This is a genomic window from Rhizomicrobium sp. (assembly GCA_037200985.1).
Classification (GTDB): domain Bacteria; phylum Pseudomonadota; class Alphaproteobacteria; order Micropepsales; family Micropepsaceae; genus Rhizomicrobium.
This window is the reverse complement of record JBBCGJ010000001.1, coordinates 2,060,568-2,075,950: the sequence shown is the minus strand read 5'-3', so window position 1 is coordinate 2,075,950 and position 15,383 is coordinate 2,060,568. Positions and strand designations below refer to the sequence as shown.

15 protein-coding genes are annotated in these 15,383 nt (G+C 66.5%); 14 read left to right on the top strand and 1 reads right to left on the bottom strand.

Annotation, left to right across the window (positions count from 1 at the left end):
- The first annotated feature begins 217 nt into the window (after positions 1-217).
- The 5 genes from WDN01_10035 to WDN01_10015 all read left to right on the top strand — a co-directional run bounded on the left by WDN01_10035 (position 218) and on the right by WDN01_10015 (position 4,934).
- Positions 218-802 carry a TetR family transcriptional regulator gene (locus WDN01_10035; GenBank protein MEJ0026355.1) on the top strand — a complete coding sequence of 195 codons (585 nt, stop codon included), beginning with the start codon at positions 218-220 and terminating at the stop codon, positions 800-802.
- A gap of 22 nt (positions 803-824) precedes the next feature.
- Positions 825-1,955: a ferritin-like domain-containing protein gene (locus WDN01_10030; GenBank protein ID MEJ0026354.1), complete on the top strand. Its 1,131-nt coding sequence runs from the start codon at positions 825-827 to the stop codon at positions 1,953-1,955.
- 156 nt (positions 1,956-2,111) lie between these two features.
- Positions 2,112-2,432 carry a 2Fe-2S iron-sulfur cluster-binding protein gene (locus tag WDN01_10025; protein MEJ0026353.1) on the top strand — a complete coding sequence of 107 codons (321 nt, stop codon included), beginning with the start codon at positions 2,112-2,114 and terminating at the stop codon, positions 2,430-2,432.
- A 12-nt stretch (positions 2,433-2,444) separates the two neighbouring features.
- Positions 2,445-3,713, top strand: a complete 1,269-nt coding sequence (locus WDN01_10020; GenBank protein ID MEJ0026352.1) for a cytochrome P450 — start codon at positions 2,445-2,447, stop codon at positions 3,711-3,713.
- A 306-nt stretch (positions 3,714-4,019) separates the two neighbouring features.
- Positions 4,020-4,934, top strand: coding sequence for a DUF2189 domain-containing protein (locus WDN01_10015; GenBank protein ID MEJ0026351.1), 915 nt, complete (start codon positions 4,020-4,022; stop codon positions 4,932-4,934).
- Here WDN01_10015 and hemE read toward each other — a convergent pair.
- The gene (gene hemE / locus WDN01_10010; protein ID MEJ0026350.1) at positions 4,931-5,953 is read right to left on the bottom strand and encodes a uroporphyrinogen decarboxylase; all 1,023 of its coding nucleotides are present in this window, start codon (positions 5,951-5,953) and stop codon (positions 4,931-4,933) included. The two genes, WDN01_10015 and hemE, sit on opposite strands and share 4 nt — an antisense overlap.
- 235 nt (positions 5,954-6,188) lie before the next feature.
- Between hemE and WDN01_10005 the strand changes: the two genes are divergently transcribed.
- From WDN01_10005 to WDN01_09965, 9 genes are all read left to right on the top strand, one after another.
- On the top strand, positions 6,189-6,428 hold the full coding sequence (locus WDN01_10005) for a hypothetical protein (GenBank protein ID MEJ0026349.1): 240 nt from the start codon (positions 6,189-6,191) through the stop codon (positions 6,426-6,428).
- Between the two features lie 359 nt (positions 6,429-6,787).
- Positions 6,788-6,877 carry a K(+)-transporting ATPase subunit F gene (locus WDN01_10000; GenBank protein ID MEJ0026348.1) on the top strand — a complete coding sequence of 30 codons (90 nt, stop codon included), beginning with the start codon at positions 6,788-6,790 and terminating at the stop codon, positions 6,875-6,877.
- A 10-nt stretch (positions 6,878-6,887) separates the two neighbouring features.
- Positions 6,888-8,615 carry a potassium-transporting ATPase subunit KdpA gene (gene kdpA, locus WDN01_09995; protein ID MEJ0026347.1) on the top strand — a complete coding sequence of 576 codons (1,728 nt, stop codon included), beginning with the start codon at positions 6,888-6,890 and terminating at the stop codon, positions 8,613-8,615.
- A gap of 12 nt (positions 8,616-8,627) precedes the next feature.
- Entirely contained in the window at positions 8,628-10,766 is a 2,139-nt protein-coding gene (kdpB, locus tag WDN01_09990) for a potassium-transporting ATPase subunit KdpB (GenBank protein ID MEJ0026346.1), read from the top strand.
- A gap of 10 nt (positions 10,767-10,776) precedes the next feature.
- Positions 10,777-11,346: a potassium-transporting ATPase subunit KdpC gene (gene kdpC / locus WDN01_09985; protein MEJ0026345.1), complete on the top strand. Its 570-nt coding sequence runs from the start codon at positions 10,777-10,779 to the stop codon at positions 11,344-11,346.
- Positions 11,347-11,391: 45 nt separating this feature from the next.
- Positions 11,392-11,619 carry a DUF433 domain-containing protein gene (locus WDN01_09980; GenBank protein ID MEJ0026344.1) on the top strand — a complete coding sequence of 76 codons (228 nt, stop codon included), beginning with the start codon at positions 11,392-11,394 and terminating at the stop codon, positions 11,617-11,619.
- Between the two features lie 2 nt (positions 11,620-11,621).
- The gene (locus WDN01_09975; GenBank protein MEJ0026343.1) at positions 11,622-11,990 is read left to right on the top strand and encodes a DUF5615 family PIN-like protein; all 369 of its coding nucleotides are present in this window, start codon (positions 11,622-11,624) and stop codon (positions 11,988-11,990) included.
- Positions 11,983-14,658 carry a sensor histidine kinase KdpD gene (locus WDN01_09970; GenBank protein MEJ0026342.1) on the top strand — a complete coding sequence of 892 codons (2,676 nt, stop codon included), beginning with the start codon at positions 11,983-11,985 and terminating at the stop codon, positions 14,656-14,658. The genes WDN01_09975 and WDN01_09970 overlap by 8 nt, the downstream gene beginning before the upstream one ends.
- Positions 14,655-15,362 (top strand): response regulator transcription factor, encoded by a 708-nt coding sequence (locus WDN01_09965; protein ID MEJ0026341.1) that lies wholly within the window; start codon positions 14,655-14,657, stop codon positions 15,360-15,362. Before WDN01_09970 ends, WDN01_09965 begins: the two co-directional genes overlap by 4 nt.
- The last annotated feature ends 21 nt before the right edge of the window (positions 15,363-15,383 follow it).

Sequence of the window (15,383 nt, the reverse complement as noted above, 5' to 3'; positions counted from 1 at the left end):
GCGAGCCTCTTGATGCGGCGGGCGCTGGACACCATTTCAAAAGGCGGCGGTCCTTCCGTGGCCCCCGGGGCCCTCGTCGCGACCTCGAAAACAGTACGATGTGGTGCCGCCGTGGTGACCTACAACATTTAGTATGCTGCGTGCCTGCCTGACTCGGCAGAAGGATGTCATTCCCCGTTGACATCGGTCGTCGGCCTCGCCACCGTGTCATCCCAGAATGACAAACGCCGCCGCCCTCGCTCCGGAACGCGCGCGCAAGCGCGATGCCGAGGCGACTCGCGCCGCCATCCTCGCCGCCGCCAAGAAGCATTTCGCCAAATCCGGCTATGACGGCGCCTTCCTGCGCGACATCGCGGCCGAGGCCGGCGCCGACGCGGCGCTGATCAACCGCTATTTCGGCGGCAAGGACGGGCTCTTCGCGGCGGCCCTCAAGGACTCCATCGCGCCCGACGCGATCTCGCACTGGGACCGGAGCGCCTTCGCGGCAGAGGTCGCCAGGATGATGGCCGGCCACGCCCATCAGCATGTCGAGCGCACCCACGCCTTCGAATTCCTGCTCCAGGCCGCGACCAACCCGACCACCGCGCCGCTGCTGAACCAAGCGGTGCAGGAGCGCTTCATGGGGCCGATCCGCGAATGGATCGGCGGCCCCGACGTCGAGGCGCGCGCCCGCCTCTTCGCCTCCGTCTTCATCGGCCTGCTCGTCGAGCGGCTGATCCGCGACGAGCCGCTGGAAGGGCGCGAGCGCGAAGTCTTCATCGAACGCACCGCGGCCTTGTTGCAGTCGCTGGTGGACCACTAAAGCAACGACACGGGAGAGGACCATGGCCGACGGGAACATCACCAAGGACATCATCTACGAAGCGGTGGCGCCGGACGATTTCGAATCGATGATCGAGCTCGACCGCTACGAGAACCGCTCGACCGCCTTCGACAAGATCATCAGCGCGACCCACGACCATTTCTGGGATCCGCTGGACAAGAAATACATCGATTTCGACGAACCCTTCGACATCGAGAACGTGCAGATGATGCCGGACGACCAGGTCTTCCAGCTCCAGATTCCCTATGTCCGCGAGCACCTGGAGAAGACCGGCCAGAAGATCAAATTCGCCAACGAGATGCAGCTCTGGGGCTTCTCCTCCATCCTGCACGGCGAGCAGGGGGCGCTGAATCTCTCCGCCTCGCTCTGCCATGTGCTGAAGGACCAGGGGGCGCAGGAATACGCCGCCAACCAGACCCGCGAGGAGGCCCGCCACGTCACCGCCTTCGCGAAATACGTCAAGGCGCGCTGGGGCCGCCCGCGGCCCTGCGGCACGGTGCTGAAGGCGCTCCTGGTCGACATCATCGCCGCGCCCGAGGTCTACAAGAAGATCATCGGCATGCAGATGCTGGTCGAGGGCCTCGCCATGGGCGCCTTCGCCACCGGCTACAAATACAACCAGGACCCGCTTGCGCGGAAGCTGTTCCAGCTCGTGATGACCGACGAGGCGTTCCACCACAAATTCGGGAAGATCTGGGCCGACCGCACCATCCCGCGCATGTCCCAGACCGAGCGCGAGGTCGTGGAGGATTGGGCGGCGCACTGCTTCCAGTCGCTGATCATGAACATGGGCTCGCCCCAGCAGCAGGCGCAGATGTACCAGGATTTCGGCCTCGACCCCGAGAAGGTGATCGCCGGCCTGATCGAGCTGCGCTCGAACGGCCGCCAGCGCGAGCGCCTGAAGGAATCCACCAACATCTTCCGTGTGCTGATCAAGACGCTGCTCAAGGCGGGCCTGATCACCGACCGCACCAAGGCGTTCTACGGGATGTATGTCGACATGGACGAGCTGAAGAGCGAGGGCGACCGCATGGTCGGCGACGACATCGCCGAGGAGGGCATCCGGTATCTCCAGGAGATCAACTTCAAGGACCGCAGCAACGCCGCCGCGATCCGGATCGCCGCGGAATAGTGCAAGCACACTTCGAGGCTCCGCGCGGAAGACGCGCGGAGCACCTCAGGGTGACGGTTTTGCAGTAGCGTCACCCTGAGGTGCGAGCCGAAGGCGAGCCTCGAAGGGTTTGTAGCGACAGCGTGCAAACGCGTTTACGGGAACAAGACGGATTACATGCCCAAGATCAAATATATCGAGCACAACGGCAAGGAACACGAGGTCGAGGTTCCCGAGGGCTACAGCGTCATGGAAGGCGCGGTGAAGAACCTCATCCCCGGCATCGATGCCGATTGCGGCGGCGCCTGCGCCTGCGCCACCTGCCACGTCTTCGTCGACGCCGCGTTCGCGGCGAAGATCCCGCCCAAGACCGACATGGAAGAGACCATGCTCGATTTCGCGCCGGAGATTCAGCCCAACAGCCGGCTCTCCTGCCAGATCAAGGTCACCAAGGAACTGGACGGCCTCATCGTCCGCATGCCCCACAGCCAGCACTAGCGAGGTCAAGCCATGAACATCGCCGTCAAAGCGCTCGAGAAAGACGCCCGCGACGCCGCCTATGCGCTGCCGCTCGACAAGATCAATGTCGCGCAGGGCATCCTGTTCCAGACCGATACGATGTGGCCCTATTTCGAGCGCCTGCGCCGCGAGGATCCGGTGCATTACTGCGCCGACAGCGAGTTCGGGCCGTACTGGTCGATCACCAAATACAACGACATCATGGCGGTGGACACGAACCACCAGGTGTTCTCCTCCGACTTCTCGCTCGGCGGCATCACCATCGGCGGCGGGGCCGCGAACCAGGAGCCGCTGCCGATGTTCATCGCGATGGACCCGCCGCGCCACGACATCCAGCGCAAGGTGGTGACGCCCGTGGTGTCGCCGGCGAACCTGCAATATCTGGGCCCGATCATCCGCGAGCGCGCCGGCAAGATTCTCGATTCGCTGCCCATCGGCGAGACCTTCGACTGGGTCGACAAGGTCTCGATCGAGCTGACGACGATGACGCTCGCCACCCTGTTCGATTTCCCGTTCGAGGAGCGGCGCAAGCTGACCTATTGGTCCGACGTGGTGACGGCCGTGCCGGGCCATGGCCTCATCGACACGCTCGAACAGAAGATGGCGGTGCTGCACGAGTATCACGCCTATTTCACCGGGCTGTGGAACGAGCGTGTCAACGCGACCGAGGTCAAGGGCGACCTGATCTCGATGCTGGCGCACAATCCGGCGACGCGGAACATGGAGCCGCGCGAATATTTCGGCAATGTCGTGCTGCTCACCGTCGGCGGCAACGACACGACGCGCAACACGATCACCGGCAGCGTGCTGGCGCTGAACCAGAACCCGGACCAGTACAAGAAGCTGCGCGAGAATCCCGATCTCATCGCCTCGATGGTGTCGGAGACCATCCGCTGGCAGACCCCGCTCGCCCATATGCGCCGCACGGCGACCGAGGACATCGAATTCCAGGGCAAGACGATCAGGAAGGGCGACAAGGTCGTTATGTGGTACGTCTCGGGCAACCGCGACGAGACCGTGATCGAACGGCCCAACGACTACATCGTCGACCGCGAGAATCCGCGCCGGCATATCTCCTTCGGCTTCGGCATCCACCGCTGCGTCGGCAACCGGCTGGCGGAGCTCCAGCTCCAGATCATCTGGGAGGAGATTTTCAAGCGCTTCCCGGTGATCGAGCAGGTCGGCGAGCCCCAGCGCGTCTACTCGACCTTCGTGAAGGGCTATGAGCGCCTGGACGTGGTGATCCCCAAGCGGCTCTAAATTCCTCTCCCGTTTACGGGAGAGGACGCGAAAACTTGCACTTAGCGGAGCTCTTGCGGAGCTAAATGCTTAGTTTTCGCTGGTGAGGGGGCGAAGCTTGGCGCGGGGCCCTCACCCGAAATTCGCTGACGCGAATTTCGACCTCTCCCGCGAGCGGGAGAGGTTATCCGAGTAGGGTTCCGCCGCGAACCGGCGTATAGTCCCCCATCGAAGGTTGCGGGACCGCCCGTGACCGACGGCATGGGTCGGCCGCCTGGCCACGCGCTGCTCCGAGCCCTCGAACGACAAACGTTCGGGAGGACAGCCATGACCATCAAGAACCCCATCGAATGGACCGGCGCGCAGTTCGTCGAGGCGGCGCATGCACTGCGCTCCGCCGGTCACTCGTTCCAGCACCTGCAGGACACCGTCCATTCGCCGGTCCCCGTCGTGCGCAAGATCGGCCTCGCCGATCTGCGCGAGGCGCTCGCCAAGGGCTTTGCCGATTTCCAGGCCTATCGCAGCGACGTCCTCTTCGTCGGCATCGTCTATGCCGCGGTCGGGCTCGTGCTGGCGCGCGTCGCCTTCAACATGAACCTGGTCCCGCTGCTGTTCCCGCTGGCCTCGGGCTTCGCCATCGTCGGACCGCTCGCCGCCATCGGCCTCTACGAGATGAGCCGGCTGCGCGAGCTGGGCCATGAGGCGCGCTGGACCAACGCCTTCGACGTGTTCAAGGCGCCGGCCATCGGCGGCATCGCCCTGCTGGGCGCGATCCTGATCGTGACCTTCCTTCTGTGGCTGACGGTCGCCTGGCAGATCTACGAAGCGACGTTCGGGCCGGCGCCCATCGTCTCGCTGGCGCAGTTCGAGCACGACATCTTCCACACGCCGGCCGGCCGCGACATGATCATCCTCGGCTTCGGCATCGGCTTCCTCTTCGCGCTCTTCGCGATGGCGATCAGCCTGGTGTCGTTTCCGCTCCTGCTCGACCGCGATGTCGGGTTCGACGCGGCGATCCGCACCTCGGTCCGCGCCGTGCTCGCCAATCCGGTGCCGATCGCGGCCTGGGGGCTTATTGTGACCGCCGGATTGGTGCTCGGTTCGCTGCCGCTGTTCGTCGGGCTGATCGTGGCGATCCCGGTGCTCGGCCACGCCACCTGGCACCTCTATCGCAAGCTCGTGCCGCGCGACGGCGAGGCACGGATCGCCTTGCGGCACTATCCGCCCGACGACGTCCACTAGCCGCCTTTGACGATATCCACGAGGCGCGCCACATGCTCCGGCGGCGTGTGCTGCAAGACGCCATGGCCGAGGTTGAAGATGTGCGGCCGGCCGGCCATCGCGCCCACGATGCGGCGCGCCTCGATCTCCATCGGCTCGCCGCCGACCATGAGCAGCATGGGATCGAGATTGCCCTGTGAGGCGACGCGAGCCGGCAACGTCGCGGCCGCCGCCGCGATATCGGTCATGTGATCGATCCCCACGGCGTCGACGCCGGTCTGCGCCGCATAGCGCGCGACATGCGATCCGGCGCCGCGGGGCAGGCCGATGATCGGGACGTTCGGATGCCGCGCCTTGACGGCTTTCACGATGCGCGCGGTCGGCGCGATGACCGCCATGTCGAACAAGGGCGCCGGCACGGCACCGGCCCAGCTGTCGAACAGCTTGAGCGCCTCGGCGCCGGCATCGGCCTGGGCGATCAGGTAGGACGCGGTGGCATCCACCAGCCTGTCGAGCAGCGCCGCGAACAGCTTCGGCTCGCTCCACATCATGCGGCGGCAATTCTCGTAATCCGTCTTGCCGCGGCCCTCGATCATGTAGGTCGCGACCGTCCAGGGCGCGCCGGCGAAGCCGATCAGCGCCACGTCGGCGGGCAGGGCGGCGCGCACGCTCCGGATCGTCGTCATCACCGGCGCCAGCGTCTCGGCGATCCGGGCATCCGAGAGCTGCGCCAGCCCCGCCGCATCGCGGATCGGCTCCAGCCGCGGTCCTTCGCCCTCGAAAAAGCCGACCGTCTGGCCGAGCGCGTGCGGCACCAGCAGGATGTCGGCGAACAGGATGGCCGCATCCATGCCGAAGCGGCGCACCGGCTGCAGCGTCACTTCGACCGCGAGTTCCGGGTTCAGGCAGAATTCGATGAAGTTCTTCGCGTTGGCGCGCAGCGCGCGATATTCGGGCAGATAGCGCCCGGCCTGCCGCATCAGCCAGATGGGCGGCCTTGGCGTGGGCCTGCCGGCGAGGACTTGGAGAAGCGGTTTCAAGGATGTCTGCCTGGACGATAGATCGCGGAGAGACATGAACGCCCGGCCCGGCTCTTGGCAAGAGGTCCCGAAAAGGCACGGGCGTGACAAGAGCCGCATGGGCGTACTCGCCGCGACGTTTCCTTATCGCGGCACCGGTCTTTCCGCATGGATTTTTAACGGCCGGATTTCCTATCTCTGCCGCACACGCTTCCCGCGATGTCGCGGCCTGCGCCTCGATCGGCGAGTGCTCATCATGTCCGGCGTTCTCGGCTTCCATGACGTTGCGGTTCCGCGCAAGCCGCGGCCGCGTCCCGTCCTGCGCGGCGACGATATCGGCCAGTTCTGGCTCGACGTCCATCCGTCGGACGCGCCGATCGTCGCCGATCCCGCCAATTCGCCCGGCCGCGTGCTGTTCGAGGCGTTTGCCGTGCTGGCGGCCGCCGCCCTCCTCGTCGGGGCGGTGATCTGGCTCGTTCCCGGTCCGGCGTTTTGATCGTCGTCCGATAAACGACGAAGCAAAGCGGCTTTCTCCAATATCGCCGCGCCGGACCGGCCGACACTTATGGAATTCTTATATCGGCGCCGGAACTTCACTCTCGAACCTTTATTTCGCCGAGCCTACTTAGACGCTCGCAAGCGCGGCATAGATTGAGATCATGACAAGACCCAAGCAGATACCAGAAGCTCGGTTCGCTCGTCGGTGGGGACTGACAGCCGCGCCTCGTTCTCAGCCCGTCTTCCAGAACTGAAGAGGCTCCCATGCTCGATATCCTTTTCATCGTCATCGGGCTCGCCTTCCTGGGCGGCGCGATGCTGTACGTGCGCGCCTGCGACCGCTTGTGAGGTGATCCCATGATGCTCGACTACTGGCTCGGAGCGGCCGTCACGCTCGGCATTCTCGTCTATCTCGTCTACGCGCTGATCCGCCCCGAGCGGTTCTGAGGAACGTCCCATGACTGTCAACGGCTGGATCCAGATCGCCCTCTATTGCGCGATCGTCATCGCGATCACCCGCCCGTTCGGCGGCTACATCACGCGCGTGTTCAACGGCGAGCGGACGTTCCTCTCCGTCCTCTTCCGCCCGATCGAGCGCGTCTTCTACGCGATCTCCGGCGTCGACGAGAAGGAAGACCAGCACTGGACCGTCTACGCCATCGCCATGCTGGCCTTCAGCATGGCGGGCTTCGTCGTGCTCTACGCGCTCCAGCGCCTCCAGGCCGTACTGCCGTTCAATCCGCAGCACCTTCCGGCGGTGGGCGAGCATCTGGCCTTCAATACGTCCGTCAGTTTCGTCACCAACACCAACTGGCAGTCCTACGTCCCCGAAACGACGATGAGCTATCTCGTCGAGATGGCGGGTCTCACCGTCCACAACTTCGTCTCGGCTGCCACGGGCATCGCGCTCGCCGTCGCCCTGGTGCGCGGCTTCGCCCGCCGCTCGGCCCAAGGCGTGGGCAATTTCTGGGTCGATATGACCCGCTGCACGCTCTACATCCTGCTGCCGATCTCCATCGTCGTCGGCCTGTTCTTCGTCTGGCAGGGCATGCCGCAGAATCTGCTGCCCTACACGGCCGCGCACACGCTGGAAGGCGCCGCGCAGACCATCGCCCAAGGCCCGGTGGCTTCGCAGGAAGTCATCAAGATGCTCGGCACGAATGGCGGCGGCTTCTTCAACACGAACTCGGCGCATCCGTTCGAGAACCCGAACGCGATCACCAATCTCGTCCAGCTCGTGCTGATCTTCTCGCTCGGCGCGGCGCTCACCAACCTGTTCGGCCGCATGGTCGGAGCTGAGCGCCAGGGCTGGGCGATCTTCGCCGTCATGGGCATCCTGTTCCTTGCCGGCGTCGCCATCGTCTATGCCGCCGAGGCGCCGGGCAATCCCGCCTTCGCCGCGCTCCATGTCGACCAGGCACCGAGCGCGCTGCAGGCCGGCGGCAATATGGAAGGCAAGGACGTCCGCTTCGGCATCGCCAATTCCGCGCTCTTCGTCACGGTCACGACGGACGCGTCCTGCGGCGCGGTCAACACCATGCATGACAGCCTGTTGCCGCTCGGCGGCCTGGTGCCGATGTTCAACATCATGCTGGGCGAGATCATCTTCGGCGGCGTCGGCTCGGGCCTCTACGGCATGCTGCTCTTCGCCGTGCTCGCGGTGTTCATCGCCGGGCTGATGGTCGGGCGCACGCCGGAATATCTCGGCAAGAAGATCGAATCCAAGGACGTGAAAATGGCGATGCTCGCCATCCTCGTCCTGCCGATGTCGATCCTGGGCTTCACCGCGCTGGCCGCCGTCCTGCCGGTGGGCCTCGCCGGACCGCTCAATGCCGGCCCGCACGGCTTCAGCGAGATCCTCTATGCCTTCACCTCCGCCACCGGCAACAACGGCAGCGCCTTCGCCGGCCTCACCGCCAACACGCTGTTCTACAACACGACGCTGGGCCTCGCGATGTTCATCGGCCGCTTCCTGATGATCGTGCCGATGCTCGCCGTCGCCGGCTCGCTCGCCGCCAAGAAGATCGTGCCGCCCTCGGCCGGCACCTTCCCGACCGACCAGGGCCTGTTCGTCGGCCTTTTGATCGGCGTGATCCTGATCGTCGGCGGCCTCATCTATTTCCCGGCCGTCGCGCTGGGGCCGATTGTCGAGCATTTCGCGATGCTCGCCGGCAATACGTACTGAGGACCACCGCACATGAGCATGACATCCGACAGGCCGACCGAGAAGCTGAACCGGCGCATGCCCGCCGCCACCATCGCCGATCCGAAGATTGTGATCCCGGCGATCTGGGCCTCCTTCCGGAAGCTCGACCCGCGCCACATGGCGAAGAACCCCGTCATGTTCGTGGTCGAGATCGTCGCCACGCTGACCACCGTCCTGTTCATACGCGACCTCGCGATCGGCGCGCCGCATCTGGGCTTCGCGCTGCAGATCAATCTGTGGCTCTGGTTCACCGTCGTCTTCGCAAACTTCGCCGAGGCGGTCGCCGAGGGCCGCGGCAAGGCCCAGGCCGCCGCGCTGCGCCAGACCAAGACGGACGCCGCCGCCAAGCTCCTCGCCCGGGATTCCGCCAAGTGGAGCATGGTCCCCGCGACCCAGCTCAAGCCGGGCGATATCGTCCTGGTGGAAGCCGGCGACCTGATCCCCAGCGACGGCGATGTCGTCGAGGGCGTGGCCTCCGTCAACGAGGCCGCCATCACCGGCGAATCCGCGCCCGTCATCCGCGAGAGCGGCGGCGACCGCTCGGCCGTCACCGGCGGCACCCAGGTCATCTCCGACTGGATCAAGGTCAGGATCACCGCCGCCCAGGGCCACACCTTTCTCGACCGCATGATCGCCCTGGTCGAAGGCGCCGAGCGCCAGAAGACGCCCAACGAGATCGCGCTCAACATCCTGCTCGCGGGCCTGACGATCATCTTCGTCTTCGCCGTGGCTTCGATCCCGAGCTTCGCGGCCTATGCCGGCGGCTCGATCTCGGTCCTGGTGCTGGTCGCGCTGTTCGTCACCCTGATCCCCACCACCATCGGCGCGCTGCTAAGCGCCATCGGCATCGCCGGCATGGACCGCCTCGTGCGCTTCAACGTGCTCGCGATGTCCGGCCGCGCCGTCGAGGCCGCCGGCGACGTCGACACGCTGCTGCTCGACAAGACCGGCACGATCACGCTCGGCAACCGCCAGGCGACGGAGTTCCTGCCGATCCCCGGCGTCGACGCGCGCGACCTCGCCGACGCGGCGCAGCTGTCGTCGCTGTCGGATGAAACGCCCGAGGGCCGCTCCATCGTCGTGCTGGCGAAGGAGAAATACGGCATCCGCGGCCGCGAGATGTCGGGCCTCGCCGCCCACTTCATCCCCTTCACCGCCCAGACCCGCATCAGCGGCATCGACGTCGAAGGCTCCTCCATCCGCAAGGGCGCGGTCGACGCGGTGCTCGATTATGTCCGCGCCCGGAAGGGCATCCCGGCCGGCGCCGGCTCCGAGCGCGCCGCCGCCGCGGCGCTCCAGGCCATCGGCCCCGAGACCGCGCAGCAGCTCATGACCATCGCCGAAGGCATCGCCAAGTCCGGCGGCACGCCCTTGGCGGTCGCCAGGGACGGCCGGCTGCTCGGCGTCATCCACCTCAAGGACATCGTGAAAGGCGGCATCCGCGAGCGCTTCGCCGCGCTGCGCAAGATGGGCATCCGCACGGTGATGATCACCGGCGACAATCCCCTGACCGCCGCCGCCATCGCGGCGGAGTCGGGCGTCGACGATTTCATGGCCCAGGCGACGCCGGAGACCAAGCTCAAGCTCATCCGCGACGAGCAGGCCCAGGGCAAGCTGGTCGCGATGTGCGGCGACGGCACCAATGACGCGCCGGCGCTGGCCCAGGCCGATGTCGGTGCGGCGATGAACACCGGCACCATGGCGGCGCGCGAGGCCGGCAACATGGTCGACCTCGACAGCGATCCGACCAAGCTCATCGAGATCGTGGAGATCGGCAAGCAGCTCCTGATCACCCGCGGCGCGCTGACGACCTTTTCCATCGCCAACGACGTGGCGAAATATTTCGCCATCATCCCGGCGATGTTCGTCGCCTTCTATCCGCAGCTCCAGGCGCTCAACATCATGGGCCTGCATTCGCCGCAAAGCGCCATCCTCTCGGCGATCATCTTCAACGCGCTGATCATCATCGCGCTGATCCCGCTCGCCCTGCGCGGCGTCGCCTATCGCGCGGTGGGCGCGGCGGCGCTCCTGCGCCGCAACCTCCTGATCTACGGCATCGGCGGCATCGTCGTGCCCTTCGCCGGCATCAAGCTGATCGACATCCTCGTCACCTCCACCGGCCTCGCCTAAGGAGCGCCCCATGGTCCGCCAGATCCGTCCCGCCATTCTGATGATCGTCCTGATGACGATCCTGACCGGCCTCGCCTATCCCCTGGGCATGACCGGCCTCGCCCAGGCCCTCTTTCCCCACCAGGCGAATGGCAGCCTCGTCGTGGCGGGCGGCAAGGTCGTCGGCTCCGAGCTTCTCGGCCAGACCTTCGCCGGGCCGAAATATTTCCACGGCCGCCTCTCCGTCGCCGGCAATGGCTATGACGCCGCCAATTCCTCGGGCTCCAATCTCGGCCCCACGTCGAAGACGCTGATCAAGCGCGTGGCGGGCGACGCCGCGACCTTGCAGAAGGAGAATCCCGGCGTCCCCGTGCCGGTCGATCTGGTGACCTCCTCGGCCAGCGGCCTCGATCCCGACATCACGCCCGCCGGCGCCTATTTCCAGGTCCCGCGCATCGCCAGGGCGCGCCACCTTTCCGAGGATGCCGTGCGCAAGCTGGTCGCCGACCATATCGAGGGCCGCGTGCTGGGCCTGATCGGCGAGCCGCATGTCAACGTGCTGAAGCTCAACCTGGCGCTTGATGTGCTGGCCGGCAAATAGCCATTCCCTGCGCTTTGGGGTATATTGCGCCGAGAGGAACACCGAATGAACGATCTTCTTGCGCGTATCGCCATCGACCCGCGCGTCATGACCGGCAAGCCCGTCATCCGCGGCACGCGGATCACCGTGGAAGCGATCCTGGAACGCCTGTATGGCGGCATGACCGAGGCCGAAATCCGCGAGGATTTTCCCCATCTCGCCGCCGATGACATCAAGGCGGCGCAGCTCTATGCGCTGAAAGTCGTGAAGAACGAAGACATCTTCGTCGACTAGACGTGCCGGCGCTCCACTTTCTATTCGATGAGAACATCCCGCGCGCTCTGGGCGCCGTGGCCCGGGAAGAAGGCTTCGATGCGGCGTTTATCGTCGATCTGGAGCAGGGGATTTCCGATGCCGGTGCGCTGGCCCGGGCTGCCCAGGACCATCAGATCGTCGTGACCGAAGACACCGATTTCGGGCGTCTCGTTTTCGCGGACTCGTTGCGGGTGCCGGGTGTTGTCCTGATCCGGATTCCTCCCTGGAAACGGCTTGCCCGCGCGCAACGCTTTCGCTGGCTTCTGCAACAAGAGGCGCATCGCCTGTCCGGCAACTTCGTCGTACTGAGCGAGCATGCCTTGCGCCTGCGGTCCATTGCCGGTGAGTGACGCGCGCCCCTCTGCCGACCTCCTCCTTACGCAGGCGAAGAAGGAAGGCCGCGGCAAGCTCAAGATCTTCCTGGGCGCCGCGCCGGGCGTCGGCAAGACCTTCGAGATGCTCACCCAGGCGCGCCGGCGCCGGCTCGACGGCGTCGACGTCGTCATCGGCGTGGTCGAGACCCATGGCCGCGTCGACACCGACGCGCTGACCAAGGGCTTCGAGACCGTCCCCAAGAAACGCTCGCTCTACAAGGGCCGCGTGCTCTTCGAGATGGACCTCGACGCCGTCCTGCAACGCCGGCCGAAACTCGTCCTGGTGGACGAGCTGGCGCACACGAATGCCGAAGGCAGCCGCCATCCCAAGCGCTATCTCGACGTCGAGGAATTGCTGGCCGCCGGCATCGACGTCTACACCACGTTCAACATCCAGCACATCGAGAGCCTGAACGACGTCATCGCCCAGATCACCCGCATCCGGGTGCGCGAGACGGTGCCCGACGAAGTCCTCGACGAGGCCGACGAGATCGAGCTGGTCGATACCACCGCCGACGACCTGCTCCAGCGCCTGAAGGAGGGCAAGGTCTACGTCAAGGCGCAGGCCGAGCGGGCGCTGCGCCATTTCTTCTCGCCCGGCAATCTGACGGCGCTGCGCGAGCTCGCCCTGCGCAAGACCGCGCAGCGCGTCGATCGCGACATGACCGACTACATGCAGGCCCACGCCATCGCCGGGCCGTGGTCGGCCAGCGAGCACATCCTGGTCTGCGTCAACGAGCATCCTTCCGCCGCCGAATTGATGCGCCGGGCGCGCCGCCTCGCCGACAATCTCAAGGCGTCGTGGACAGCGCTCTATGTCGAAAGCTCCCGCCATCTCGGCCTGACGGACGTCGAGAAGGACCGCATCGCCGACACGCTGCGCCTCGTCCAGCGCCTCGGCGGCGCGGCTGTGACGCTGCCCGGCCGCGACATCGCGCAGGCGGTCCTCGACTACGCCCGCAAGAACAACGTCACCCAGATATTGATCGGCAAGTCCGAACGCTCGCGCTGGTTCGAGCTGCTGCACGGCTCGGTGGTGCGCGACCTGATGCGCGACAGCGGCGCGATCAGCATCACCGCGGTGCTCGCCGACGGCGCCCTCGTCGCGCCGAAATCCGTCAGGACGGTGCCGCGCGCCGATCCCGTCGCCTGGCGCGATTACGGCCTGAGCAGCCTGGGCGTCGGCATCACCGCCGGTTTCGCCTGGGGGTTGATCGCGGTCCTGCCGCAGGCGCTCGGCAGCATCGATCTTCTGTTCCTCGTCCCGGTCCTGTTGAGCGCCGTCTCGTTCGGCCTGCGCCCCGCGCTCTTCACGGCCTTCGTTTCCGGCCTCGCCTACAATTTCTTCTTCCTCGCGCCGCTCTATACGTTCACGATCGCCGACCCCAACAATTTCCTGTCCTTCGCCGTGCTCCTGCTGGTGGCGGTCACCGCCGGCAATCTCGGCGCGCGGGTGCGCGACCAGGCCGACCTCGCCTCGGCCCGCGCCGCCATCGCCAGCGAGCTTTACCGCTTCACCGGCAAGCTCGCGGCCATCGCGCGGCTGGACGACATCCTGTGGGCCGGCGCCTATCAGATTTCGTCCATGCTGAAAGCCAACGTCGTGATCCTCCTGCCGCACCGCAAAACCCGGCGTCTCGAGATCCGCGTCGGCTATCCGCCGGAGGACGAGCTCGACGCCCAGGACCTCGCGGCTGCGACCTGGTCGTGGGAGCACGGCAAGCCCGCCGGCCGCGATTCGGAGACGCTGCCGGGCACCAGGCGCCTCTTCCTGCCGATGCGCACCGGGGAGGGGCTGGTCGGCGTCATCGGCCTGCAGCGGGCGGACGAAGCGGCGCTGCTCGCGCCGGAGGAGCGCCGCCTCCTGGACTCGCTGATCGACCAGACGGCGCTCGCCATCGAGCGCTCCGAATTGGTCGAGCGGGTCGACGAGGCGCAGGTGCATCTGGAGGCCGACAAGCTGCGTGTCGCCATGCTGACCTCGCTGTCGCACGATCTGCGCACGCCGCTGGCCTCGATCCTGGGCGCGGCCACCACGCTGCTGACCGACCGCGAGCTGTACGACGCGGCGCAGACCCACGAGCTTCTCTCCACCATCCGCGACGAGGCGGAGCGGCTGGACCGCTTCGTCGGCAACCTCCTCGACATGTCGCGGCTCGAGGCCGGCGCCCTCGGCGTCAAGCCCGAGACCGCCGACGTGAAGGAGCTGGTGGATGTCGCGCGCAAACGCCTCGCCCGGCGCCTCGGCGCGCACCGCCTCGTCCTCGACATCCCGGGCGATCTGCCCGCGGTCCTGGTCGATCCCCTGCTGGTGGAGCAGGCGCTGGTGAACCTGCTCGACAATGCCGCGAAATATTCCTCCGAAGGCTCCGCCATCCGGGTCGCCGCCGCGGCGGCCGGCGACCGCGTGCGCGTCACGGTCGAAGACGAGGGGCCCGGCATCCCGCCCGAGGCGCTGCCGCATATCTTCGACAAGTTCTACCGCGCCAAGGCCGCCGACCGCCGGGTCGCCGGCACCGGCCTCGGCCTCGCGGTCGCGCGGGGCTTCGTGGAGGCGTTCGGCGGCGCGCTCGAGGCCGCCAATCGCGGCGATGGACACGGCGCGGTGCTCACCTTGTCGCTGCCCAAAGCGGAAACCCAATGACTCACAGACTGCCCCGCATTCTCATCGTCGACGACGAGCCGCAGATCCAGCGCTTCCTGCGCGCCGGCCTGCCGCCGCACGGCTACGAGTGCATCGAGGCGGCGACCGCCGCCGAGGCGGTCAAGCGCTTCGCCGGTGAGAAGCCCGACGCCGTCATCCTCGATCTCGGCCTCCCCGACCAGGACGGTTTCGCCGTCATCCAGAAGATCCGCGCCACCGCGCTGACCCCCATCGTGGTCCTGTCGGCGCGCAGCGACGTGGAGGGCAAGGTCAAGGCGCTGGAAATGGGCGCCGACGATTTCGTCACCAAGCCGTTCGACATGGCCGAACTGCTCGCGCGGCTGAGGGCGGCGCTGCGCCACGGCTTGCAGACGACCGGCGAGGCGCCGCTGTTCCACAGCGGCCGGCTCAGGGTCGATCTGGTCAAGCGCCATGTCTGGCTGGGCGAAGACGAAATCCATCTCTCGCCCAAGGAATACAGCCTGCTGCGCTTCCTCGTCGCCCATGCCGGCAAGGTGGTGACCCATCACCAGCTCCTGACCGAGGTCTGGGGACCCGCCCATGTCGAGGACGTGCAATATCTGCGCGTGCTGATGCGCCAGCTTCGTCAGAAGCTGGAGCCCGACAGCCTGCCGAACCTTCTCCTCACCGAGCCCGGCGTCGGCTACCGCCTCCAGCTCCTGCCGGCGGCGTTAAATCCCTGATGTCATGCCCGCGCAGGCGGG